This window comes from Brevundimonas sp. AVps4 (assembly GCF_058681525.1).
Window position 1 is genome coordinate 2,748,368 of sequence record NZ_CM178741.1, and the last position, 22,650, is coordinate 2,771,017.

Annotated in this window: 31 protein-coding genes; 19 read left to right on the forward strand and 12 right to left on the reverse strand. The window is 67.3% G+C overall.

What is annotated here, in order from left to right; translation table 11 throughout:
* Nucleotides 1–48: 48 nt before the first annotated feature.
* Genes ACW178_RS13650 through cysG form a run of 5 tightly spaced genes read right to left on the reverse strand, consistent with a single transcriptional unit; the run spans nt 49 to nt 5,474 of the window.
* Nucleotides 49–1,047 carry a cysteine synthase A gene (locus ACW178_RS13650; RefSeq protein WP_287106543.1) on the reverse strand — a complete coding sequence of 333 codons (999 nt, stop codon included), beginning with the start codon at nt 1,045–1,047 and terminating at the stop codon, nt 49–51.
* 36 nt (nt 1,048–1,083) lie between these two features.
* Nucleotides 1,084–2,163 carry a phosphoadenylyl-sulfate reductase gene (locus tag ACW178_RS13655; protein WP_191558789.1) on the reverse strand — a complete coding sequence of 360 codons (1,080 nt, stop codon included), beginning with the start codon at nt 2,161–2,163 and terminating at the stop codon, nt 1,084–1,086.
* Nucleotides 2,147–3,817, reverse strand: a complete 1,671-nt coding sequence (locus ACW178_RS13660; RefSeq protein WP_191558790.1) for a nitrite/sulfite reductase — start codon at nt 3,815–3,817, stop codon at nt 2,147–2,149. The genes ACW178_RS13655 and ACW178_RS13660 overlap by 17 nt, the downstream gene beginning before the upstream one ends.
* Complete coding sequence (locus ACW178_RS13665) at nt 3,817–4,092, reverse strand: DUF2849 domain-containing protein (RefSeq protein WP_152950767.1); 276 nt, start codon at nt 4,090–4,092, stop codon at nt 3,817–3,819. The genes ACW178_RS13660 and ACW178_RS13665 overlap by 1 nt, the downstream gene beginning before the upstream one ends.
* Nucleotides 4,089–5,474: a siroheme synthase CysG gene (cysG, locus tag ACW178_RS13670; RefSeq protein WP_287106544.1), complete on the reverse strand. Its 1,386-nt coding sequence runs from the start codon at nt 5,472–5,474 to the stop codon at nt 4,089–4,091. Before cysG ends, ACW178_RS13665 begins: the two co-directional genes overlap by 4 nt.
* 122 nt (nt 5,475–5,596) lie before the next feature.
* Between cysG and gcvA the strand changes: the two genes are divergently transcribed.
* The 7 genes from gcvA to ACW178_RS13705 all read left to right on the forward strand — a co-directional run bounded on the left by gcvA (nt 5,597) and on the right by ACW178_RS13705 (nt 10,515).
* A complete protein-coding gene (gcvA, locus tag ACW178_RS13675; RefSeq protein ID WP_191558792.1) occupies nt 5,597–6,526 on the forward strand; it encodes a transcriptional regulator GcvA in 930 nt (309 codons plus the stop codon).
* Nucleotides 6,527–6,576: 50 nt separating this feature from the next.
* The gene (gene purB / locus ACW178_RS13680) at nt 6,577–7,878 is read left to right on the forward strand and encodes an adenylosuccinate lyase (protein ID WP_191558793.1); all 1,302 of its coding nucleotides are present in this window, start codon (nt 6,577–6,579) and stop codon (nt 7,876–7,878) included.
* Nucleotides 7,879–7,921: 43 nt separating this feature from the next.
* Nucleotides 7,922–8,167 carry a type II toxin-antitoxin system Phd/YefM family antitoxin gene (locus ACW178_RS13685; protein ID WP_191558794.1) on the forward strand — a complete coding sequence of 82 codons (246 nt, stop codon included), beginning with the start codon at nt 7,922–7,924 and terminating at the stop codon, nt 8,165–8,167.
* On the forward strand, nt 8,157–8,441 hold the full coding sequence (locus ACW178_RS13690; protein WP_054766396.1) for a type II toxin-antitoxin system RelE family toxin: 285 nt from the start codon (nt 8,157–8,159) through the stop codon (nt 8,439–8,441). Before ACW178_RS13685 ends, ACW178_RS13690 begins: the two co-directional genes overlap by 11 nt.
* Nucleotides 8,438–8,941, forward strand: a complete 504-nt coding sequence (locus ACW178_RS13695; RefSeq protein ID WP_191558795.1) for a DNA-deoxyinosine glycosylase — start codon at nt 8,438–8,440, stop codon at nt 8,939–8,941. The genes ACW178_RS13690 and ACW178_RS13695 overlap by 4 nt, the downstream gene beginning before the upstream one ends.
* The gene (purU, locus tag ACW178_RS13700; protein ID WP_054766398.1) at nt 8,941–9,783 is read left to right on the forward strand and encodes a formyltetrahydrofolate deformylase; all 843 of its coding nucleotides are present in this window, start codon (nt 8,941–8,943) and stop codon (nt 9,781–9,783) included. The genes ACW178_RS13695 and purU overlap by 1 nt, the downstream gene beginning before the upstream one ends.
* Before the next feature lie 126 nt (nt 9,784–9,909).
* On the forward strand, nt 9,910–10,515 hold the full coding sequence (locus ACW178_RS13705) for a fasciclin domain-containing protein (RefSeq protein WP_227975973.1): 606 nt from the start codon (nt 9,910–9,912) through the stop codon (nt 10,513–10,515).
* Between the two features lie 181 nt (nt 10,516–10,696).
* On the opposite strand, the gene ACW178_RS13710 is transcribed toward ACW178_RS13705, so the two are convergent.
* Nucleotides 10,697–11,020: a DUF1476 domain-containing protein gene (locus ACW178_RS13710; RefSeq protein ID WP_054767022.1), complete on the reverse strand. Its 324-nt coding sequence runs from the start codon at nt 11,018–11,020 to the stop codon at nt 10,697–10,699.
* A 278-nt stretch (nt 11,021–11,298) separates the two neighbouring features.
* On the opposite strand from ACW178_RS13710, the gene purC reads away from it, so the two are divergent.
* From purC to ACW178_RS13760, 10 genes are all read left to right on the forward strand, one after another.
* Entirely contained in the window at nt 11,299–12,057 is a 759-nt protein-coding gene (gene purC / locus ACW178_RS13715) for a phosphoribosylaminoimidazolesuccinocarboxamide synthase (protein WP_054766400.1), read from the forward strand.
* Nucleotides 12,057–12,293, forward strand: coding sequence for a phosphoribosylformylglycinamidine synthase subunit PurS (gene purS, locus ACW178_RS13720; RefSeq protein WP_191554365.1), 237 nt, complete (start codon nt 12,057–12,059; stop codon nt 12,291–12,293). The genes purC and purS overlap by 1 nt, the downstream gene beginning before the upstream one ends.
* 2 nt (nt 12,294–12,295) lie before the next feature.
* Nucleotides 12,296–12,757, forward strand: a complete 462-nt coding sequence (locus ACW178_RS13725; RefSeq protein ID WP_287106550.1) for a hypothetical protein — start codon at nt 12,296–12,298, stop codon at nt 12,755–12,757.
* Between the two features lie 73 nt (nt 12,758–12,830).
* Complete coding sequence (locus tag ACW178_RS13730; RefSeq protein WP_336969945.1) at nt 12,831–13,091, forward strand: AbrB/MazE/SpoVT family DNA-binding domain-containing protein; 261 nt, start codon at nt 12,831–12,833, stop codon at nt 13,089–13,091.
* Nucleotides 13,088–13,492 carry a type II toxin-antitoxin system VapC family toxin gene (locus ACW178_RS13735; protein WP_336969943.1) on the forward strand — a complete coding sequence of 135 codons (405 nt, stop codon included), beginning with the start codon at nt 13,088–13,090 and terminating at the stop codon, nt 13,490–13,492. The genes ACW178_RS13730 and ACW178_RS13735 overlap by 4 nt, the downstream gene beginning before the upstream one ends.
* Before the next feature lie 26 nt (nt 13,493–13,518).
* Nucleotides 13,519–13,998 (forward strand): YbhB/YbcL family Raf kinase inhibitor-like protein, encoded by a 480-nt coding sequence (locus ACW178_RS13740; protein ID WP_287104747.1) that lies wholly within the window; start codon nt 13,519–13,521, stop codon nt 13,996–13,998.
* Between the two features lie 128 nt (nt 13,999–14,126).
* The gene (locus tag ACW178_RS13745; RefSeq protein WP_287104748.1) at nt 14,127–15,347 is read left to right on the forward strand and encodes an MFS transporter; all 1,221 of its coding nucleotides are present in this window, start codon (nt 14,127–14,129) and stop codon (nt 15,345–15,347) included.
* 38 nt (nt 15,348–15,385) lie between these two features.
* On the forward strand, nt 15,386–15,616 hold the full coding sequence (locus ACW178_RS13750) for a hypothetical protein (RefSeq protein ID WP_191558797.1): 231 nt from the start codon (nt 15,386–15,388) through the stop codon (nt 15,614–15,616).
* 33 nt (nt 15,617–15,649) lie between these two features.
* Entirely contained in the window at nt 15,650–16,312 is a 663-nt protein-coding gene (gene purQ / locus ACW178_RS13755; RefSeq protein WP_191558798.1) for a phosphoribosylformylglycinamidine synthase subunit PurQ, read from the forward strand.
* A gap of 92 nt (nt 16,313–16,404) precedes the next feature.
* The gene (locus ACW178_RS13760) at nt 16,405–17,382 is read left to right on the forward strand and encodes an endonuclease/exonuclease/phosphatase family protein (RefSeq protein WP_191558799.1); all 978 of its coding nucleotides are present in this window, start codon (nt 16,405–16,407) and stop codon (nt 17,380–17,382) included.
* Between the two features lie 48 nt (nt 17,383–17,430).
* Here the strand turns inward: ACW178_RS13760 and ACW178_RS13765 are convergent, their stop codons facing one another.
* Together ACW178_RS13765 and ACW178_RS13770 are read right to left on the reverse strand one after the other, a co-directional pair.
* Nucleotides 17,431–17,664: a hypothetical protein gene (locus tag ACW178_RS13765; protein ID WP_182714085.1), complete on the reverse strand. Its 234-nt coding sequence runs from the start codon at nt 17,662–17,664 to the stop codon at nt 17,431–17,433.
* A gap of 241 nt (nt 17,665–17,905) precedes the next feature.
* Nucleotides 17,906–18,337 (reverse strand): hypothetical protein, encoded by a 432-nt coding sequence (locus ACW178_RS13770; RefSeq protein ID WP_191558800.1) that lies wholly within the window; start codon nt 18,335–18,337, stop codon nt 17,906–17,908.
* A 117-nt stretch (nt 18,338–18,454) separates the two neighbouring features.
* Between ACW178_RS13770 and ACW178_RS13775 the strand changes: the two genes are divergently transcribed.
* Nucleotides 18,455–19,252: a TspO-related membrane protein gene (locus tag ACW178_RS13775; protein ID WP_191558801.1), complete on the forward strand. Its 798-nt coding sequence runs from the start codon at nt 18,455–18,457 to the stop codon at nt 19,250–19,252.
* Here the strand turns inward: ACW178_RS13775 and ACW178_RS13780 are convergent.
* From ACW178_RS13780 to ACW178_RS13795, 4 genes are all read right to left on the reverse strand, one after another.
* Nucleotides 19,249–19,476, reverse strand: a complete 228-nt coding sequence (locus tag ACW178_RS13780) for a Tat pathway signal protein (RefSeq protein WP_182714050.1) — start codon at nt 19,474–19,476, stop codon at nt 19,249–19,251. The genes ACW178_RS13775 and ACW178_RS13780 overlap by 4 nt on opposite strands.
* Nucleotides 19,476–19,625 carry a hypothetical protein gene (locus ACW178_RS13785; protein ID WP_182714049.1) on the reverse strand — a complete coding sequence of 50 codons (150 nt, stop codon included), beginning with the start codon at nt 19,623–19,625 and terminating at the stop codon, nt 19,476–19,478. The genes ACW178_RS13780 and ACW178_RS13785 overlap by 1 nt, the downstream gene beginning before the upstream one ends.
* Before the next feature lie 69 nt (nt 19,626–19,694).
* Nucleotides 19,695–20,084 (reverse strand): type II toxin-antitoxin system VapC family toxin, encoded by a 390-nt coding sequence (locus tag ACW178_RS13790; protein ID WP_183214926.1) that lies wholly within the window; start codon nt 20,082–20,084, stop codon nt 19,695–19,697.
* Nucleotides 20,084–20,344, reverse strand: a complete 261-nt coding sequence (locus tag ACW178_RS13795) for a type II toxin-antitoxin system VapB family antitoxin (RefSeq protein WP_201462977.1) — start codon at nt 20,342–20,344, stop codon at nt 20,084–20,086. The genes ACW178_RS13790 and ACW178_RS13795 overlap by 1 nt, the downstream gene beginning before the upstream one ends.
* A 67-nt stretch (nt 20,345–20,411) precedes the next feature.
* On the opposite strand from ACW178_RS13795, the gene purL reads away from it, so the two are divergent.
* Nucleotides 20,412–22,628 (forward strand): phosphoribosylformylglycinamidine synthase subunit PurL, encoded by a 2,217-nt coding sequence (gene purL / locus ACW178_RS13800; RefSeq protein ID WP_492024668.1) that lies wholly within the window; start codon nt 20,412–20,414, stop codon nt 22,626–22,628.
* The last annotated feature ends 22 nt before the right edge of the window (nt 22,629–22,650 follow it).

The window sequence follows — 22,650 nt, forward strand, 5'->3', positions numbered from 1 at the left end:
TCCGCTGCGCGGACGCCGGGCCACCTCTCCCGCAAGCGGGAGAGGGTCTTAAGCCCACCCCGGAACCGGCAGGCCCTTCGACGTCAGGAATTCCGGGTTGAACAGCTTGGACGCATAGCGCGACCCCGGATCGCACAGGCAGGTGACGATGGTCTTGCCCGGCCCGATCTCGCGCGCCAGCCGCACGGCCCCGGCGATGTTGACCCCGGCCGATCCGCCCAGCGACAGACCTTCGTGCTTCACCAGATCGAACAGGATCGGCAGAAACTCCGCATCCTCGATCCGGTAGGCATAATCCGGCTTGAACCCCTCCAGATTGCCGGTGATCCGCGCCACCCCGATCCCCTCGGTGATCGACGAGCCCTCGCCCGTCATCTCGCCCTTGGTGAACCAGTTGAACAGGGCCGCGCCGGCGGGATCGGCCAGGGCGATGGTCACATCAGGCTTCTTCTCTCGCAGATAGGCGGCGACGCCCGAGATGGTGCCGCCCGACCCCACGGCCGAAACGAAGGCGTCGATCTCGCCGCCGGTCTGCGCCCAGATCTCCGGAGCGGTCGTCGCATAGTGGGCGTCGCGGTTGGCGGTGTTGTCGAACTGGTTGGCCCAGATCGCCCCGGCCTCTTCGCTCTCGTTCAGTTCAGACGCGAGGCGTCCGGAATAGTGGACGAAATGATTGGGGCTGGAGAAGGGGGCGGCGTCCACCTCGACCAGGCGCGCGCCCAGCGAACGGATGGCCGACTTCTTCTCCTCCGACTGGGTGCGCGGAATGACGATGACCACCGGATGGCCCAGGGCCGCCCCGACCAGGGCCAGGCCGATGCCGGTGTTGCCCGCCGTGCCCTCGACGATGGTCCCGCCGGGCTTCAGCGCGCCCGACGCCCGCGCGGTCTGGACGATGGACAGGGCGGCGCGGTCCTTGATCGAGCCGCCGGGGTTCATGAACTCGGCCTTGCCCAGGATTTCGCAGCCCGTCTCGTCGGACAGGCGGTTCAGGCGGACCAGCGGCGTATGGCCGATCAGGTCGATGACAGACGGTGTGACGGACACGTTTCAGCTTTCAGGCGAGGTCGAACGGGAGGACGATCAGGCGGCGACCTGACGCCTGCCTAGGTGGATGCCGCATTCGACCTTGTCCATCCCCGACCAGCGTCCGGCCCGCGCGTCTTCGTCGTCTTCGACGGCGCGGGTGCAGGGCCAGCAGCCGATGGAGCGGTAGCCCTGCTCCACCAGCGGGTGGCGCGGCAGGTCGTGCGCCTCCAGCCAGGCCTCGACGGCGTCGGCGTCCCAGTCCGCCAGCGGATTGATCCGCAGCACCCCGTCCAGCACCTCGAACGGTTTCAACGCCGCGCGGGTCGCGGCCTGATAGCGTTTGCGCCCGGTGATCAGGGCGTTGAACCCGACCGTCGCCCGCGCCAGGGGCCGCACCTTCCGCAGGTCGCAGCAGGCGTCGGCGTCGGTCTTCCACAGGTCGTCGCGGGCGTCCAGGCTCGCCTTCTCGTTCGCATCCGGCGTGACCAGCCGCACGTCGGTCAGCCCCAGAGCCTTGGTCAGCTGGGTGCGATAGGACAGGGTCTGCAGGAAATGCTGGCCGGTCTCCAGGAAGACGACCGGCACGTTCGGGTCCGTCTCGGCCACGATGTGCAGCAGGGCCGCCGATTCCGCCCCGAACGAGGATATGGTCCCGACCCGCAGGCCCAGGGCCGGATCCAGCGCCGCCTTCAGGATCTCGGACGCGGCCTTGCCCTCGGTCTCGCGGTTCAGCCGGTCGGCCAGGGCCTGCAGATCCCGATCGTTCGACGCCGCCCGCCGTCTCTGCCAGATGGTCGGGGCGGGATCGACGGCCGGCTGATAGGAGCCGCTGAAGGCCTGATCCATCCGCGCCCAGGCCGCCGTGTCGGCGCCCGGCGCCAGCTCCACCGCGTCGAATCCCGACCGCCGCAGATGGCGCGCCTGGTCCGGCAGGACCTTGCCCGCCGCGATCAGCCGCCCGGCGTAGCCCCGCTCGCGCAGCACCGCCGCCAGCGAGAAGCCGCGCCCGTCGCGAAAGGCGTCAAACTCCAGCACCAGGACGTCGGTTGCGGCGGCGGCCGCCTCGACCTCTTCCAGCGGGGTCGTCACCGACAGGCGCGGCCCGTTCTGAACTCCCTCAAGCGTTTGCAGCATCGAGCGTCTCATAGATGGCGTCGCGGAAGGGATCGGGTCCGACACGGCGCACCGTGTCGATGAACCGCTCGCCCTCGGCGCGGATTTGCAGATAGCGGTCCAGAGTCCGCTGGATGGCGGGCGCGACCTCATCGGCGGGCAGGCTCTTGCCGACGATGTCGCCGAGCGCCGCCTGTTCGTCGGGCGAGCCGCCGACCGTGATCTGGTAGTATTCCTCGCCCTTCCGGTCGACGCCCAGCACCCCGATGTGGCCGACGTGATGGTGGCCGCAGGCGTTGATGCACCCGCTCATATTGATACGCACCGGCCCCAGCTTCTCCTGATAGTCCAGGTCCGCCAGCCGTTTCGACAGGGCCTGGGCCACCGGGATCGACCGGGCGTTGGCCAGGCTGCAATAGTCCAGTCCCGGACAGGCGATGACGTCTGTCGCCAGATCGGCGTTGGCCGTGGCCAGCCCCGCCTCCAGCAGCGCCCGCCAGACCGTCGGCACGTCGTCCAGCTTCACATGGGGCAGGACCAGGTTCTGCTCATAGGCGGCCCGCAGTTCGTCGAAGGCGTAGCGTTCGGCGAGGTCCGCCACCGCGTCCATCTGGTCCGCCGTGATGTCGCCCGGCACGCCGCCGACCGGCTTCAGCGACACCACCACCGAGGCGTAGCCGGGCTGGCGGTGACGCCGCACATTGTTCCTCGCGAACCGGGCGAAGTCCGGATCGGCAAGCAGGGCGCGGTCGAACGGCGCGCTGGTCCTGGGCAGATCCTCGAACGGCGGCGGGGCGAAATAGGCCTTGATCCGCTCGGCCTCGTCCTCGGGGATCCGCAGGTCTTCCAGGCGCAGGGTGGCGTAGTGCTTGTCCACCTCCGCGCGGAAGGCCTCCAGCCCGACCGAAGCGACCAGAATCTTGATCCGCGCCTTATGGATATTGTCGCGCCGCCCCAGCAGGTTCCAGGCTCGCAATATAGCGGTCAGATAGGCCAGCAGGTCTGCGGCGGGCACGGCCGAAGCGATCTCCTGACCGATATGGGGCAGTCGCCCCTGCCCCCCGCCGACGAAGACGCGGAAGGCCGTCCCGCCGTCCTCGCCCTTTACGATCTGGAGGCCCACGTCATGGGTCCGGATCGCCGCCCGGTCCTTCTCGGCCCCGATCACCGCGATCTTGAACTTGCGCGGCAGGAACGAGAATTCCGGATGGATGGTCGACCACTGACGGATGATCTCGCACCAGGGTCGCGGATCCTCGATCTCGTCTTCAGCCGCCCCGGCGAAGACGTCGGTCGTGGTGTTGCGGATGCAGTTGCCCGAGGTCTGGATGGCGTGCATCTCGACATCGGCCAGATCGCTCAGGATCGCCGGCAGGTCCGTCAGGGCCGGCCAGTTGTACTGGATGTTCGTCCGCGTGGTGAAATGGCCGTAGCCCTTGTCATAGGTGCGGGCGATATGGGCCAGCCGGCGCATCTGCCGACTGTTGAACGTTCCATAGGGAATGGCGACCCGCAGCATATAGGCGTGAAGCTGCAGATAGACCCCGTTCATCAGCCGCAGCGGCTTGAACTCGTCCTCGGTCAGGGCGCCGGAGGCGCGGCGCGCCACCTGGTCGGAAAACTCCGCCACCCGCTCACGCACCAGGGCGTGGTCGAACTCGTCATAGCGATACATCAGCCCACGCCTCCCGCGACGCTGTGGCCGACGGTCGGACCGGCGGCGCGAATCCGCTCCTTCAGCCGATCCCGGCCCGAGGGCGCGCGATCCTGAACCTCGACCAGATAGGGATTGACGAACACGTCCGGCCGCGCCGCGACCTCGGCCAGCACGATCTCGGCCGCCGCGTCGTCCAGGGTCGAGGCCTGGTCCAGGCGCTCGACCGGCTGATTGTCCACGCCCGCATAGATGACGCGCCCGTCCGACAGGCGGTTTGCGGTGACGATCTTCACGCCGCAACCTCCGCCCGCACATCCAGTTGGGCCGCAGAAAACGCCGCCGTCTCGCCGACGAACAACAGGGCCGGCCCGCTCAGGTCGGCGCCCCGCACCAGGGCGCCCAGCCCGTCCAGACGGCCCGTCAGCACCCGCTCGTCCGGCCGGCTGCCGTTCTCGACGACGGCTACGGGTGTCGAGCCCGCGCGGCCGGCCGCCATCAGCCTGGCCGCCGTCTCCTCGGCCCGGTCCACGCCCATATAGACGGCCAGCGTATGGTTCGGCGCCGCCAGTCGGGTCCAGTCGGCGTCGCCCCCACCCGGCTTGGCCTGGGCCGTCACGAAAGTCACTGCCTGGGCGTAGTCGCGATGGGTCAGCGGAATCCCCGCCGAGGCGGCGCAGGCCAGGGCCGCGGTCACGCCCGGCACCACAAAGACCGGAACCCCCGCCGCCCGCATGGCCTCCAGCTCCTCGCCGCCGCGCCCGAAGACGAAGGGATCGCCGCCCTTCAACCGCACGACCCGGTGACCGGCGCGGGCCTCCTCGATCATCAGGGCCTCGATCTGATCCTGGGGCACGGAATGTTCGCCGCGCGCCTTGCCGACGTACAGGCGTTTGGCGTCTCGTCGCGCCCGTTCCAGCACGGCTTCCGGCACCAGCCGGTCGTGAATAATGACGTCCGCGTCCTGCAACACCCGCAGCGCCTTCAGCGTCAGCAGCTCCGGATCGCCCGGTCCGGCCCCGACGATATGGACCACCCCCTGTTCGGGCGCGGCCGAGTTCAGCAGACGCAGCATCTCGCGCCGCGCCTCCGCCGTGCGCCCCTCGGCCGCCAAGGCCGCCGCCGGTCCCCGGAACGCCTTCTCCCAGAACCGTCGCCGCGCCATGAAGTCCGGCACATTGGCCTTGACCGTATCGCGCAGCTCGCGCGCCAGCCGGGCGACGTGGGCCAGACCGGCGGGTAGAACGCCCTCGACGGCCGTGCGGATGTCGCGGGCCAGGATCGGCGCCGATCCCCCGGTGGCGACCCCGATCACCACCTCGTCCCGGTCGATCAGGGCCGGGGTCTGGAAGTCGCTCAGATGGGGCTTGTCCACCACATTGACCTGAGCCCCCGCCGCCCGCGCCAGGGCGCCCAGCCGCGTCAGTTCGTCCGCGTCGTCCAAGGCCATAAAGACCAGACGCGCCCCCGCCAGATCCTGGGCCTGGGGCGCGCGCAGCACCGGCTCCGGCGCGCTCAGCGGGATTTCCATCCGGGGCGGGGCGCCGTCAGGCGCGAACCACAGCAGCTGGGCCGGCGTGTTCAGGAACAGTCGCAGCTTGGCCAGGGCGGGCTCGCCGCCGCCGATGATCACGATCTTGGCGGCCTCAAGCGGAATGGAGGCGAGAAATACACGCATCGTCTTGCTTTCAGGGCCGGCGTCGGGGAAGGAGGACGGCGGCGGAGCCCGAACCATCGGCCTCCCCGTCCAGACCCGCAAACCAGATTGCCTTTGGCACGCTGATAGGATTTCTAACGGCGATGGCCCGTTCCCTGCTCCCGCTCAACGCCCTGCGCGCGTTCGAGGCCGCCGCGCGTCACCTGAACTTCTCGCGCGCCGCCGACGAACTGGCGGTGACGCCCGGCGCCGTCAGCCAGCAGATCCGCCTGCTGGAGGACATTGTCGGCGGCCCCCTGTTCGTGCGCGAGGCGCGCGGTCTCCAGCTGACCGACCTCGGCCGATCCTCGGTCCCCCTGCTGCGCGAGGGGTTCGAGCGGCTGATGGACGCCTCGGCCCTGCTGCGCGAGCCGCCGCGCCGCAAACAGGTGTCGATCAGCATCGCCCCCGGCTTCGCCTCCAAATGGCTGATGCCGCGCATGGACGACTTCCACGCCGCCCATCCCGAGATCGAGCTTTGGATCTCGGCCGACATGGAGCCGGCCGACCTGACCGAGGGCAAGGTCGATCTCGCCGTCCGCTACGGCCCCGGCGACTACCCCGGCCTGACCGTGGACCGGCTGATGACCGAGACGGTCCTGCCCGTCTGCGCCCCGTCTCTGATGAACGGCGAACATCCGATCCGCAAACCCGCCGATCTGATGCGCCACACCCTGCTGCACGACATGTCCAACGACGGCGACCCCAGCCGCCCCGACTGGGCCATGTGGCTGAAGGCGCGCGGCGTGCGCCACCCCGACCCGCGCCGGGGCTCGCGCTTCAACCAGTCCAGCCTGCTGATCGAGGCCGCCGCTTCCGGCCGCGGCGTCGCCCTGGCCAAACGCACCCTGGCCCAGGCCGACCTGGCCTCGGGCCGTCTGGTCGCCCCCTTCCCCGACGGCTCGGAAGCGGTCGGCTTCGCCTATTACGTCGTCCAGCCCCGCGACCGCCCGCCCTCGCCCAGCGCCACCGCCTTCGTCGCCTGGCTGAAGCGGCAGGCCGTCGATCACGACAATACGATGGGACAGCTTTAGAGCACCGCAAACCTTGACTCCGACGGCGGCCGGACCGACACGACCGCCCCATGATCACGCGCTATTCCCGCCCCGACGCCGCCGCCATCTGGTCGCAAGAGACCAAGTACAAGATCTGGTTCGAGATCGAGGCCCATGCGGCGACCAAGATGGCCGAACTGGGCGTCATCCCCCAGCAGGCCGCCGACGCCATCTGGGCCAAGGGCAAGGACGCGACCTTTGACGCCGACCGCATCGACGAGATCGAGCGCACCACCAAACACGACGTCATCGCCTTCCTGACCCACGTCGCCGAGATCGTCGGCGAAGAGGCGCGTTTCCTGCACCAGGGCATGACCTCGTCGGACGTGCTGGACACCTGTTTCGCGGTCCAGCTGGCCCGGTCGTCGGACCTGCTGATCGAAGGCGTCGATCGCGTCCTGGCCGCGCTGGAAACCCGCGCCAAGGAGCATAAGTACACCCCGACCGTCGGCCGCAGCCACGGCATCCACGCCGAGCCCGTGACCTTCGGCCTGAAGCTCGCCGGCTATCACGCCGAGTTCCAGCGCGCCAAACGCCGCCTGATCACGGCCAAGGAAGAGATCGCCACCTGCGCCATTTCCGGCGCCGTCGGCACCTTCGCCAATGTCGACCCCGCCGTCGAAGCCTATGTGGCCGAACAGATGGGGCTCCAGGTCGAGCCGGTCTCGACCCAGGTCATCCCGCGCGACCGCCACGCCGCCTTCTTCGCCGCCCTGGGCGTGGTCGCCTCTTCGGTCGAGCGTCTGGCGGTCGAGATCCGCCACCTGCAACGCACCGAGGTGCTGGAGGCCGAGGAATTCTTCGACAAGGGTCAGAAGGGCTCGTCGGCCATGCCGCACAAGCGCAACCCCATCCTGACCGAAAACCTGACCGGCCTGGCCCGTCTGGTCCGCTCAGCCGTGACCCCGGCGATGGAAAACGTCGCCCTGTGGCACGAGCGGGACATCAGCCATTCCTCGGTCGAACGCGGCATCGGTCCCGACGCCACCATCCATCTTGACTTCGCCCTGCAACGCCTGGCCGGCGTGATCGAGCGGCTGAACGTCTATCCTGAGAACATGCAGAAGAACATCGACCGCCTGGGCGGTCTGGTTCACTCGCAGCGCGTCATGCTGGCCCTGACCCAGGCCGGGGTCTCGCGCGAAGACGCCTATGCCGCCGTGCAGGAGAACGCCATGAAGGTCTGGCGCGGCGAAGGCGCCTTCCTGGACTTCCTGAAGGCCGACGACCGCGTCACCCTGCCCCACGACCAGCTCGAGGCCCTGTTCGACCTCGGCTACCACACCAAGAATGTGGACGTGGTGTTCAAGCGGGTATTCGGCGAGGGATGATCTTCAGTATTGAAAATGGCACCGATTTTCGTACTGTATCGCCATGCAACGGGTCGAAGCCTCGGTCGCGGTCAGCGTGTCTGACCTGAAGAAGAGCCCCAGCGCCGTCATGGACGACGCGGCGGGCCAGACCGTAGCCGTGCTGAACCACAATCGGGTCATGGCCTATATGGTCCCCGCCGCCGTCTATGAGGCGATGATCGAACGCCTGGACGATCTGGCCTTGATCGAGACTGTCCGCCAGCGGCAGGACGAGACGCCGGTGCGCGTCTCGCTCGATGCCCTTTGATCTTCAGTTCCTCCCCTCCGCGCTGAAGGAGTGGGAGAAGCTGGGCGCTCCGGTCCGGGTCCAGTTCAAGAAAAAGCTCGCCGAACGACTGGAGAGTCCGCGTGTTCCGAAGGATGCGCTCCACGGGATGCGCGATCACTACAAGATCAAGCTGCGCGACGCCGGATATCGGCTGGTCTATCGGGTCGAGGACGCAATCGTCACGGTGACCGTCGTCGCGGTGGGCAGACGCGACCGCAGCCAGGTGTATCGGGACGCGGCGCGTCGGGAATGACCAAGAGCCAGTTCCCCCCCGTCGTCGATGCGGACACCCGCCTGCTGATCCTCGGCAGCCTGCCGGGCGACGCCTCGCTGAAGGCGGCGCAATATTACGCCCACCCGCGCAACGGCTTCTGGCCCTTGATCGGCGGGGCGCTGGACGAGCCCCTGGCCGCCCTGCCCTACCCCGACCGGCTGGAGCGGTTGAAGGCGCGCGGCGTCGGCCTGTGGGACGTAATTGCCTCGGCCCGGCGATCCGGCAGTCTGGACGCGGCGATCAAGTCGCCCGAGGCCGCCGATCTGCGCGGTCTGATCCAGGACCTCCCCGAACTGCGCGCCGTCGCCTTCAACGGCGGTCTGGCGGCCAAGCTGGGTCGGCGGATCCTGGCCGACCTCGCCGGCCTAGCCCTGGTCGATCTGCCGTCGTCCAGCCCCGCCCATGCAGTATCCTTGTCGGCAAAGGCGGAAACCTGGGCCATACTCGGCAAGTTTCTCCCGGATAAGCCTGCCGTCTGATGATCCTGACCCTCTCCTGCCCCGACCGCCACGGCATTGTGGCGGCCGTGTCCGCCTTCCTGCTGGAGCGGGACGCCAACATCTCCGACGCCCAGCAGTTCGGCGACGCCGCCGGCGCCACCTTCTTCATGCGTGTGGTGTTCGAACCGCGCGAAGGCGACGACCCGGCCGCGATCCGCACCGCCTTCGCCCCTCTGGCTGGGCGATTCGACATGGACTGGACCCTGAGGGGGCCGGAACCGCGCAAGGTGATGATTCTGACTTCGCGCTTCGACCATTGCCTGGCGGACCTGCTGTACCGCTGGCGGATCGACGAACTGCCCATGGATGTGACGGCGGTCGTTTCGAACCATCCGCGCGAGATGATCGGCCACGTCGATCTGGGCGACCTGCCCTTCCATCACCTGCCCGTCAGCGCCGCCGACAGGCCGGCCCAGGAGGCCCAGCTTCTGCGCCTGATCGAGGAGACCGGCACGGAACTGGTCGTTCTGGCCCGCTACATGCAGATTCTGTCCGACGATCTCAGCGGTCGGCTGGCGGGGCGCTGCATCAACATCCACCACTCCTTCCTGCCCGGCTTCAAGGGCGCCCGCCCCTATCACCAGGCCCATGCGCGCGGGGTGAAGGTGATCGGCGCCACGGCCCACTATGTCACCGCCGACCTGGATGAAGGTCCGATCATCGAACAGGACGTGGAGCGAATCAGCCACCGCGACACGCCCGAAGATTTGATCAGAAAAGGTCGCGACATCGAGCGCCGCGTCCTGGCCCGCGCAGTCCGTCGGCACCTGGAAGACCGGGTTTTGCTGCATGGCGCCAAGACGGTCGTCTTCGAGGACTAACGGCCAAGCTGCGTCCTCTTGTCACGCCGCAGGCATCCTTTACCCGCCTCAAGCCGTAACCTTTCCGTCAACGCCGCAGTGCGGACCAACAGGGAAGGAACAACCATGCCAAATCTTCGGACACTTATGCTCGTCGCCGCCTCCGGCGGCGCCTTGATGGCGCTCGGCGCTTGCAACAACAACGAGACCGCCCCGGCCGAATCGACGGCCATGGCGCCGGCGGAAGGGACCGCCATGGCGCCTATGGCGGCCGAACCCATGGTCGGCGGCGCCGCCATGAGCTCGAACGAGACCATCGTCGCCAACGCCTCCAAGGCCTCGAACCTGTCGACCCTGGTCGCCGCCGTTCAGGCCGCCGGCCTGGTCGAAACCCTGCAAGGCCCCGGCCCCTTCACCGTCTTCGCCCCCGACAACGCCGCCTTCGACAAGATTCCCGAAGCCACCCGCACCGCCTTGATGCAGCCTGACATGAAGGCCGATCTGACCAAGATCCTGACCTATCACGTCGTCGCCGGGCGTCTGACGGCCGCCGACATCGCCGCCCAGGCCCAGGCGAACGGCGGAACCGCGACCCTGAAGACCGTTCAGGGCGAGGAACTGAAGGTTTCGGCGGGCCCGAACGATACCTGGGTCATCACCGACGCCAAGGGCGGAAAGTCCACCATCACCCAGGCGGACGTGGCTCAATCGAACGGCATGGTCCATGTCGTAGATACGGTTCTGATGCCGTAAAAATATTTACGATCCGCCCGGAACCGGCGGAAACCAAATCCCGCCCCCCGTGTTCTTAGGGGGCGCGAGACGCACAGTAAGCCGGGTGAGACATCCCCCAACGTCCCCGGCAAAAAGAAAGGGCCGCACTTTCCCCCGGGTGCGGCCCTTTCGACGTCTGAAGGCCCGAAGGCCGAAAGTCCTATTCGCCGGCGCGAATCTGTTCGCGGGCGATCGAGGCCAGTTCGTCGATCTTGGAGCGGATTTCGCCCTCCGAGACCGTCAGGCCCGAGGCCTTGAAGTCGCCGGCGACCTTGCGGAACACGTCTTCGTCGCCCGGCTGCTCCATGTCGGCGCGCACGATGGCGGCGGCGTACTGGTCCGCGCTGTCGGCCGACAGGCCCATCTTCTCGGCCGCCCACAGGCCCAGCATCTTGTTGCGCCGGGCGATGGCCTTGAATTCCTGCTCCTGATCGAGGGCGAACTTGGCCTCAAAGCCCTTTTCCCGATCGTCGAACGTCGTCATGTCGCTCAGCAAGCTCCGCACACCCCTGACCTCGGGGCAAGCGCCGTCTATAGCCCGCCCGCGCCCGAACGCAACATGGCTTGCATAGACCTTGGTCCTGTTGCGGCGTCGCACGCGGCGTTCATTTGTGTCGAGGGCCGCCTTCCGCTAAGGAGACGCCGAACGAGATTGACTGCCCGAACGATTCCAAAACGCGCCGCCAGGACCGGGTCTTCCCCTTTCCACCATGGCCGCGCGATTTTTGTTTCTGGAGGGCGCCCGTAAGCCGGGACCGGAATATGAACAGCAAACGCAAGAAGATCTACGAGGGCAAGGCCAAGATCCTGTACGAAGGACCCGAGCCCGGCACCCTGATCCAGTACTTCAAGGACGACGCCACCGCCTTCAACGCCCAGAAAAAGGCCGTTCTCGAAGGCAAGGGCGTGGTCAACAACCAGATCAGCGAATTCATCATGTCGCGCCTGAACGGCATCGGCGTGACCAACCACTTCATCAAGCGGCTGAACCTGCGCGAACAGCTGATCCGCGAAGTCGAGATCATTCCGCTGGAAGTCGTCTGCCGCAACATCGTCGCCGGCTCGATGAGCCAGCGTCTGGGCATAGAGGAAGGCACGCCCCTGCCCCGCTCGATCATCGAATTCTACTACAAGAAGGACGAGCTCAACGACCCGATGGTCACCGAAGAGCACATCACCGCCTTCAACTGGGCCTCGACCCAGGAGCTGGACGACATCCTGGCGATGACGGTTCGGGTGAACGACTATCTGTCGGGCCTGTTCAGCGCGGTCGGCATCACCCTGGTCGATTTCAAGATCGAGTTCGGCCGCATCTGGGAGAACGACTTCAGCCGCGTCATCCTGGCCGACGAGATCAGCCCCGATTCCTGCCGCCTGTGGGACTCCTCGACCGGCGAGAAGATGGACAAGGACCGCTTCCGCCGCGACCTGGGCAATGTCATCGAAAGCTACACCGAAGTCGCCCGTCGCCTGGGCATCATGAAGGGCATGCCGACGGTGATCCAGGGAGGGCTGCACTGATGGCCAAAATCAAGGTTCACGTCTTCCTCAAGCCCGGCGTGCTGGACGTCCAGGGCAAGGCCGTCGAAGGCGCCCTTCAGGGTCTGGGCTGGTCGGGCGTATCGAACGCCCGCGTCGGCAAGCTGATCGAGTTCGACCTCGACGGCGTCGAGGATCCGCAAGGCGAGGCCAAGAAGATGTGCGAGCAGCTGCTCGCCAATACGGTGATCGAAGGCTACCGTATCGAGGCGGCTTAAAAATGAGAGCCGCCCTGATCATCGGGGCGGCTCTTTTTCTATTGGGCTGTACAGAGACCGTCACGCCAGCGCGCGAAATCGGACCAAGTCTGGAATGTGCGGCGGGGTTCAAATCCTTGGTCGCCGACCTGGATCGCAACCCGGAGCTCGTCGTGACTCGACATCCGAGAGGGTCGAACGCCTATCGCGACGACCGACTCAACCGCCTCTATCTGGTGACATTGCCAGACCACCCTGCCCACCCGGCTGTTTTTGTCAGGGAGGTCTCGCCCACCACAGAGACGATGATCATCGATTCAAATGGTTGCGGGTTTGGGGATCAGGTGGCGTTTCGTCAAACCATGCGCGCTTACGACGCCTTCGATCGCCTGCTTAATGCCGAGGAACCCTGCTATCTTTGCTCGTCTGATCGGCTGCAATCGCCATCAGTCGATACGAGACTTCCTCCGCCGCCCGGCAATTGAGATCATGGATGGACCATGAAGCCAGTTCAAGATGTCGCTTGATTGTAATGCAAAAATACATTACACTTTCAGCATGATCACACTGACGGTCACGAGCCGAGGCCAGGTGACCTTCCGCAAGGAGGTGTTGCAGCACCTCGGCATCCAGCCCGGAGAAAAGATTCACCTCGATCTTCTGCCTGACGGCCGCGCTGAACTTCGCGCCGAGCAGACGACGGGCTCTTGGTCTGATTTTTCAGGCTTGCTGAAGGATCGAACCAACGGCGCGCCCCTATCTATCGAAGAAATCAATGTACTGACCCGGCAGGCCGGCGCCCACGCCCCCGACTCGTGAACATCACCGCAGACACCAATGTGCTGCTGCGCGCGGTTGTCGGCGACGACGAGATCCAGCAGCGAATTGCCATCGAGGCTCTGGAGGCCGCCGATCGTGTGGCCGTCACCAATCAGTGCCTTTGCGAATTCGCCTGGGTTCTGGCGCGCGGCTATCGCGCCTCTCGTGAAGATATCGCGACCGCCATTCGCCGCCTGCTGGATATGCGAAACATATCGGTGGATCGCCCGGCGGCCGAGGCCGGTCTCGCCGTACTCGAAGCCGGCGGCGATTTCGCGGACGGCGTCATCGCTCATGAAGGCCAATGGCTGGGCGGGGAAACCTTCGTCTCCTTCGACGTTCAGGCGGTGCGGCTATTGGACCGCAGCGGCGTGAAAGCGCGCCTCCTGTCCGCCGACTGATTTCAATCCCGAGGACGCCCCTTCAAATGACCTTCACCCTCACCTCAGACGACATCCAAGACGGCGGCATCCTGCCCGACGCCCAGGTTCAGGCCAAGGGAAACACCTCGCCCCATCTCGCCTGGTCCGGCGCGCCTGAGGGCACGAAGAGCTACGCCGTCACCTGCTATGATCCCGACGCCCCGACGGGTTCCGGCTTCTGGCACTGGACCGTCGCCAATCTTCCGGCTGATGTGACCGAGTTGAAGACCGGCGCGGGTTCGCCCGGCGGCGATCTGCCCCACGGCGCGGTCCAGGGCCGCACCGACTACGGCAAGGCCGGCTTCGGCGGCGCCGCCCCGCCTGCCGGCCACGGCCCGCACCGCTACATCTTCACCGTCTTCGCCGTGGACGTGGAGCGGCTGGACGTGACCGCCGACGATTCCGGCGCCGTCTTCGGCTTCAACCTGCACTTCCACACCCTGGCCAAGGCCTCGATCACCGCGACCTATGAAAACCTGGGCTGAGCCCGCCCCTCGGCGGTCGCGCCGCAACCTTATGTGATCGCCGATCATTTCCAGCGGGTTGAAGCCTGAGAGGGGCCGCCTATGTTGCAGCGCAACACCCCGCCCTTCTCTCGCCCCAGGATTTTCGCATGGCCGTCACCGGCGCCGTGGCCGACACTGACGTGGCCGTAAAACCCATGGCGAGGGGCCGCGTGGCCCTGGTCCTGATCGCCCTGGCCATGGGCGGTTTCGCCATCGGCGTGACCGAGTTCGCGGCCATGAGCATCCTGCCGGACTTCGCCGCCGGCCTGGGCGTCGACGCCCCGACGGCGGGCCATGTGATCAGCGCCTACGCCGCCGGAGTGGTGGTCGGGGCGCCCATCTTGGCGGTGCTGGGCGCGCGCAGCCCTCGCTGGCTGCTTCTGATCGGCTTCATGGCCCTGTTCGCCGTCGGCAACGGCCTGTCCGCCGTCGCCCCGACCTATGAATGGATGCTGGTCTTCCGCTTCCTCAGCGGCGTGCCGCACGGCGCCTATTTCGGCGTGGCGGCCCTGGTCGCCGCCTCCATCGTGCCGCTTCATCTGCGCACCCGCGCCGTCTCGACCATTCTGATGGGGCTGACGGTCGCCACCGTCATCGGCGTGCCCTTCGCCAATCTGGTCAGCCACGCCTTCGGCTGGCGCTGGACCTTCGCCATCGTCAGCGTCCTTGCCGTGATCACCATGGGGTTGGTCGCCCTGGTCGCCCCGCGCGACCCGGCCCATGCCGACGCCAGCCCCTTGCGCGAACTGGGCGCCCTGAAGCGGAGCCAGGTCTGGCTGACGCTCGGCATCGGCGCGATCGGCTTCGGCGGCATGTTCTGCGTCTACGCCTATCTGGCCTCGACGCTTCAGGCCGTGACCGGCGTGGGGCCGGAGGTCCTGCCCTGGGTCTTCGCCGTCTTCGGGATCGGCATGTTCCTGGGCAATATCCTGGGGGCCTGGGCGGCGGACCGGATCGGCTTTCCCGCGGCGGGCGGCCTGCTGCTGTGGAGCGCCGCCGCCCTGGCCCTCTATCCCTTCGCCGCGCCTCACCTGTGGGCCGTCATGGTCGTGGTCTTTCTGATCGGCGGCGGCGGCGGCCTGGGCTCGGTGCTTCAGACCCGGCTGATGGACGTCGCCGGCGACGCCCAGACCCTGGCGGCGGCCCTGAATCATTCCGCCTTCAACACCGCCAATGCGCTGGGCCCGCTTCTGGGCGGTCTGGCCATCGCCGCCGGCTACGGCTGGACCTCGACCGGCTGGGTCGGCATGGGCCTGTCCCTGGGCGGGTTTGCGATCTTCGTGATCGCCTGGGCGGTCGGGCGAGCGCGCGTAACGACCTCAGCCTGAGCGTTTCTCCGGTCGCGCCATTCTGGTAAGATCGGGCCATGGCCGACGCGACCAGGGAACTGATCTACGAAGTGCTTAAGTCGCTTCAACTGGATGTTAGACGTCTGGGCACCGACATGCGTGCGGTGAAATCCGAAGTTCAGGCCATTCGCAGCCATGTGATGGGCGTCCAGCAGGACATCAGCAATATCTGCGCGACCCTGGGCGACCACGGCGAACGGCTGGACCGGATCGAGACCCGCCTCGGACTTCTTGAACCCGCGCACTGACATTTCCCGAAAACGGTGCTAGAGCCCCGCGCCATGAGCGCAGCCGTCATCGTCTTCCCCGGTTCCAACTGTGATCGCGACTGCAAGGTCGCCGTCGAACGCTCCACCGGCGAGGCCGTCCAGATGGTCTGGCACGCCGAGACGGAACTGCCGCAGGGCCTGGACCTGATCGTCATTCCCGGCGGCTTCTCCTACGGCGACTATCTGCGCTGCGGCGCCATGGCGGCCCAGTCGCCGGTGATGCAGGCGGTCAAGAAGGCGGCGGACGACGGCGTCGCCGTGGTCGGCATCTGCAACGGCTTCCAGATCCTGTGCGAGGCCGGCCTGCTGCCCGGCGCCCTCTTGCGCAACAAGGGCCTGAAATACGTCTGCAAACCCATCAGCCTGACCGTCGCCAACGGCCAGACCCGCTTCACCGCCGGCTATCAGGGCCGGCGCGAGGTCATGATGACCCAGGGCAACGGCGACGGAAACTTCTTCGCCGACGCCGAGACCCTGGCCCGGGTCGAGGGCGAGGGCCAGGTGGTCTTCCGCTACGTCGACAACCCCAACGGCTCGGTCAACGACATCGCCGGCATCCAGAATGCGCGCGGCAATGTGCTCGGCATGATGCCCCACCCCGACCGCGCCTTTGAGGCCGAACTGGGCTCCGCCGACGGCGCGGTTCTGTTCCAGAGCATCTACGCGGCGGCCTGATCACTCAAAGACCCGCGTTATCGCGCGCTTGTGACGCGCGATGACCGCGTTCTTCGCTAACCTGAAGATGCATCAGCGTCTCGGGGGCGATCATGGCGACTATTCTCGATCCACCGCCCCAGGCGGTGTTGGACGACCTCCAGCGGCTGAACGCCCTGCTCGACGCCGTGCCGCCCAAGACGGCCGGCGACAATCTGCTGATCGCCACCTGGAACATCCGCGCCTTCGGCAGCCTGACCGAAAAATGGGAAAGCGAGGACGGCGACAGCCCTCGCCGCGACTTCCACGCCGCCGTCCTGATCGCGGCGGTGCTGGAGCGGTTCGACGTCATCGCGGTGCAGGAGGTGAAGGCCAATCTGCGCGCTCTTCGCCATGTGCTCAAGAAGCTGGGGCCCGACTTCGGCTTCCTGATGACCGACGTCACCTACGGCGATCCCGGCAATGACGAGCGCCTGGCCTACATCTACGACGCTCGGCGGCTGAAGCCGTCCGGTCTGGCCTGCGAACTGGTGGTGCCCGAGGATCTGGACACCCCCTACGCCACCCCGGCCAACGCCTTTCAGCGCCAGTTCGTCCGCACCCCCTACGCCGTCAGCTTCAACGCCTCCGGCAAGACCTTCGTTCTCGTCACCCTGCACATCGTCTATGGCGAGAAGGGCGCGGACCGCGTCGCCGAACTGACCGCCATCGCCAAATGGCTGCGCCACTGGGCCGAGTCGATGGACGACTACGGCCAGAACCTGATCTGTATGGGCGACTTCAACATCGACCGTCACGGCGATCCGCTGTGGCAGGCCTTCACCTCGACCGGCCTGGTCACCGCGCCCGGTCTGGAAAAGGTGCCGCGAACCCTCAGCTCGTCAGTCGAACGCCCCGACCTGTCCAGCTTCTTCGACCAGATCGCCTGGTTCGAGCGGCGCAAGGACGGCAAACCCTATCTGTCGCTGAAGTTCCGGAAGGCCGGCGGTCTGAACTTCCAGGGCGTGGTCCTACCCCGCCTGAACCGCACCCAGCTGTCCTGGCGGATCAGCGACCACTATCCGCTGTGGGTCGAGTTCGGACTGGCGTGAGAGAGGGCGGCGCCCGCGCCCCCCGCGTTCATCCTCGGCAAGGTGGGATCAGCCCGCGTCGTCCACGCCCTGAACCGCCAGGTTCTCATCCAAAGCATCGTCGCCGTCCTCGATCACCGAGACGCCGTTCTCGAGTTCGGGGTCTTCATCGGCGGTGTTGACGCCGCCTGGCTCGCGCTGGGCGGCCAGTTCGCGGGCGCCGACGCCCTGGCCGTTTTCGATGGCCCGGTTGGCGGCGACTTCATCGGTTTCGAAATGCGGGGTTTCGGTCTGATCGGCCATGTCGCCTCTCCAGTTGGAACTGGACTGACAACCGGCCGCACGGCCGCCGGTTCCTGACGTCGGCGCAATTCTCAGATGGAACCCTCCGCGCTTCAACGGCTTGGCGAAGCCCTAACCCAAACGACCCGCCGCTGCGGCAAGCGGGCGTATGTTTCAGGGGTCTTTGTCGGAGTCGGCGCCGGTTCCGGACACATCGGACACATCGGACACATCGGACACATCGGACACATCGGACACAGTTTTACGGCGCGCTCCGTCGCGTCAAGGGCTCCAGACTGGCGCGGGACAGGGGCCGGAAGGTCAGGAACCGCCCGCCCACGCTCAAGGTCGCCTCATAGGCCTGGGGCCTTTGCAGCAGGGCGGGATCGTCCGCCGCCGCCGCCCGGCCGGAGGCGATCTCGCGCGCGTCCATCGGCGGGACGACCGGTCGCCCGTTGGCGTTCGCCAGGGCCGCCATGAAGCGCCGCACGGCCAGGGCCTGCTGCGGCGGCGTCAGGGCCGCGCGCACCTCGGCCCAGGCCGCCTCGGCCGAGGCGTTCAGAACCAGCGCGGGCGTGGCCTGGGCCTGGGTCTGGGCCTGGCTCTGCGTCTGGCCCAGGGCCGGGTCGCTCCCCCACGCGCCGAGAAGCAGAACGGCCAGGCCGGCGCAGGTGTGAAGGCGCAAACGGATCATCCGGCGACACCAGCATGGGCCGTCCCTCTCTCGCAAGCTTCACATTTTCAACCCAGGCCGGTGAACCTTCCGTCCCCGTGGGGCGTACAGAGCGCTGAACCGTGAAGTGGAACCCCCATGTCTTCGATCCTTCGCCCCACGCCCGCTCAGCGCACCCGTCGCCTGGTGGTCCTGGCCGCCGCCGTCTTCGCCGTGGTCGTCCCCCTGGTTCAGAACCTGGCCGGGCTCGGCCTGACCCAGGCCGAGTTCGCCGCGGACGGGAACCAGACCCTGCGGGTCGCCGGCTACGCCTTTTCGATCTGGGGCCTGATCTATCTGGGGCTTCTGGCCTACGCCGCGCGTCAGCTCCTGCCCCAGACGGGCGAGAGCGTCCTGATCAACCGGATGGGCTGGCCCTCGGCCGTGGCCTTCTTCGGCCTGGGTATCTGGATCATCGTGGCGGCCCTCAACCTGAAGGCGGCCAGCGTCATCATCATCTTCGCCACCTTGATCGCCCTTCTGGCCCCGCTTCTGGCCCTGTCGGGCGAGGTGCGGCGGCTCTCGCGCGCGGACCGCGACCGGCTGCTGCTGGTCTGGCCCCTCGCCGCCCTGGCCGGCTGGCTGACGGTGGCGGCGCCGCTGAACCTGATCACTAGCGTGACCGCCTTCGACGCCCTGCCCGCAGCACTGTCGCCGACGGGATGGGCGGTGGTGGCCATCGTCGCCACGACGGGGGTCGCCCTGGCGGTGACGGCGGCGCTGCGGACCCTGGCCTATCCCCTTCCGACGGCCTGGGGCCTGCTAGGCGCCTTCGTCGCGGAACAGGCGGAAAAGCCGGCGGTGGCCTTCACGGCCCTGGCCGGCGCCGTGATCCTGCTGGTCGGCGGCGTTCTCCTGGTCTTCCGCCTCAAGCCGGGGATTGAACGCGCCGCCTAGGGCGTGGGCGAGACGGGCTTGCCCGCCCCCACGTCAAAGGCGCCGTCCTCGTCATAGCCGACGCTGCCGACACCGGTCGCCTCTCCGGTCATCCGCTGGCGGCGGCTGGCCAGGGCCGCCTCCGGCGCCGCCGCGTCCATCTCCCGCGTCGTTTCGGGATCGTTGGACCGGTCCATCTGCTGGTGCTCGGCGGGGCTGGGCTTGGTCAGATCGTGGAACGCCATCAGATGCCCTCTCCGTCTTCCTCGGTCTCTTCATCGGCCTCGTTCTGGGCCTCTTCGGCCATGGCGGAGGCGCCGGCGTCGTCGGCGGCGATCTCGGCCCGGTCTTCGTCTTCAGGTGTGGCGGCGGGGTCTATCGGGGTGTCGGTCATGCGGATGCTCCTTTATCGCCAGGAGACAATGGCGCGGCGCCCGACCCGTTCCGTCCATCCTTCCCTGGCTCAGATCACGGCCGCGACATCGGTCCTGCCGAAGTCCTCTCCCTTGAACAGCAAGGGTTCGCCCGTGCTGCGGCTCAGCGCATAGGCGAAACAGTCGCCATAGTTCAGCCGCGCCAGATGCCGCCCTTTGCCGAACCGCACCATGGCTTCGCACGCGATCCGCATCTGCGCCAGGTCGACCGGAACCAGATCCAGCCCATAGTCGGCGTGCAGCCGGGCCGCCACAGGCCTCGCGTCCATTCCTAGCCGCGCGCTGAGCACAGCAGTCAACTCGACCCAGGTCGCGACACTGACCATACGAGTTTCCGCAGCCCGAATTCGGTCGTCGAAATCAGGAGCTTCCGGCTCGCCCAGCACGATGGCGACGAACACCGAGGTGTCGATGACCATCAGCGCGGAAGCCCGTGCTCGTCGTACATTTCGTCGTCGATTTCCCGAAGAGACCGGCCATCGCCAGGCGGCAAGGTCCGCAGATAGGCGAACAGCGCCTCGCGCTTCGTCGCCCGCTCCGCCGCCGCCTCGTCGGCGGTCAGTTCCCGCCAGGTCTTGTCCAGGGCGATGTCGATCGCCTCAGTCAGACTGACCCCCAGCCGCTCGGCGACGGCGCGGGCCTTGCGCTCCGTCTCGGCGCGCTTGATGCTGAGGCCCATTCTAGAACTCCCAAAATGCTGTCTAGAATGTAGCCTATCGGCCCTTCACCCGCTAGAAGCGCCGCCCATGACCGCTCCTCAAAAGACCATGGCCGAACTGGCCGCCGAATACGGCCTGGCCCCGAACGAATATCAGGTCGTCCTCGACCGGCTGGGCCGCGAGCCCAATCAGGTGGAACTGGGCGTCTTCTCGGTCATGTGGTCCGAGCACTGCTCCTACAAATCCTCCAAGATCCACCTGGGCAAGTTCCCCACCACCGGCGAGCGCGTCATCTGCGGTCCGGGCGAGAACGCCGGCGTGATCGACATCGACGACGGCGACGCCTGCATCTTCAAGATGGAGAGCCACAACCACCCCTCCTATATCGAACCCTATCAGGGCGCGGCGACGGGCGTGGGCGGCATCATGCGCGACGTCTTCACCATGGGCGCCCGGCCGGTGGCCCTGCTGAACGCCCTGCGCTTCGGCGACCCGTCGCACGAAAAGACCAAGCGCCTGGTCAAGGGCGTCGTCTCGGGCATCGGCGGCTACGGCAACTGCGTCGGCGTGCCCACCGTGGCGGGCGAGACGAACTTCCACGCCGGATACAACGGCAACATCCTGGTCAACGCCATGTGCGTCGGCTTGGCCCGCGCCGACGAGATCTATTATTCGGCCGCGCCGAAAGCCGGCCATGACGTGGTCTATTTCGGCTCCAAGACCGGGCGTGACGGCATCCACGGCGCGACCATGTCCTCGACCGAGTTCGACGACGAGTCGGAGGCCAAACGCCCCACGGTCCAGGTCGGCGACCCCTTCGCCGAAAAGTTGCTGATCGAGGCCACGCTGGAACTGATGGCGTCCGGAGCCGTCGCCGCCATTCAGGACATGGGCGCGGCGGGCCTGACCTCCTCCTCCGTCGAAATGGCGGGCAAGGGCGGCGTCGGCATCGAACTGAACCTCGATAAAGTGCCCCAGCGCGAAACCGGCATGACGGCCTATGAGATGATGCTGTCCGAAAGCCAGGAGCGGATGCTGGCGGTGCTGAAGCCCGGCTATGAAGACGTCGGCTATCGCATCTTCCAGAAGTGGGGCCTGGACTTCGCCGTCATCGGCAAGACCACCGACACCGGCCATCTGGTGCTGACGCATCACGGCGAGACCGTCTGCGACGTGCCCCTGGCGCCCCTGTTCGACGACGCCCCCCTGTACGACCGCCCCTGGGTCCAGCCCGAGCTCCAGCCGAAGCTGAGCCCCGCCGACATCCCCGCGCCCGACAACTGGGCCGATGCGGTGATGAAGGTCGTCGCCTGCCCCGACATGGCCTCCAAGCGCTGGATCTGGGAACAGTACGACCGCCACGTCATGGCCGACACGCTTCAGGACTCGGCCACCGGCGCCGACGCCGGCGTGGTCCGCGTCCACGGCACCGACAAGGGCCTGGCCGTCACCTCGGACTGCACCCCCCGCTACGTCCAGAACGACCCCTACGAGGGCGGCAAACAGGCGGTGGCCGAGGCTTGGCGCAACCTGACCGCCGTCGGCTCGCGCCCCATCGCCATCACCGACAATCTGAACTTCGGCAATCCGCAGCGCCCCGAGATCATGGGCCAGATCGTCCGCGCCATCGACGGCATGGCCGAGGCCTGCCGCGAACTGTCCTTCCCCGTCGTCTCGGGCAATGTCAGCCTCTATAACGAGACCAACGGCGTCGCCATTCCGCCCACCCCGACCGTGGGCGCCGTGGGCCTGCTGCCCAACTATGATGTGGTGACGGGCTTCTCCGGCATGGCCGCGGGCGACGCGCTCGTCCTGATCGGCCAGACCGTCGGCGAACTGGGCGCGTCCCTCTATCTGCGCGAGGTGCTGGGCCGCGAGGACGGCGCCCCGCCGCCCGTCGATCTGAAGCTGGAGAAGAAGACCGGCGACTTCGTCCGCGACCTGATCGAGGCCGGCGACCTGACCGTGGTCCACGACCTGTCCGACGGCGGCCTGATCGGCGCCGCCGCCGATCTGGTTCTGGCCTCCGACGTCGGCGTGACCCTGGACGCCTCCAGCGCCGCCCACGCCCACATCTTCCTGTTCGGAGAGGACCAGGCCCGTTATCTGGTCGCCGTCCCCGACGCCGACCCCCTGATCGCCAAGGCCCAGGCCGCCGGCCTGCACGCCTCCGTCGTCGGCCACGCCGGTGGCGACGCCTTCGCCTCTCGCGGCGACAAAGGTGAACTGTTCAGCATTCCCGTCGCCGACCTGCGTGAATGGCACGAGGGCTGGATGCCGGGCTGGCTCGGCGACGCGGCCTGAGCCGTCTGGACTAGCCGGGTTA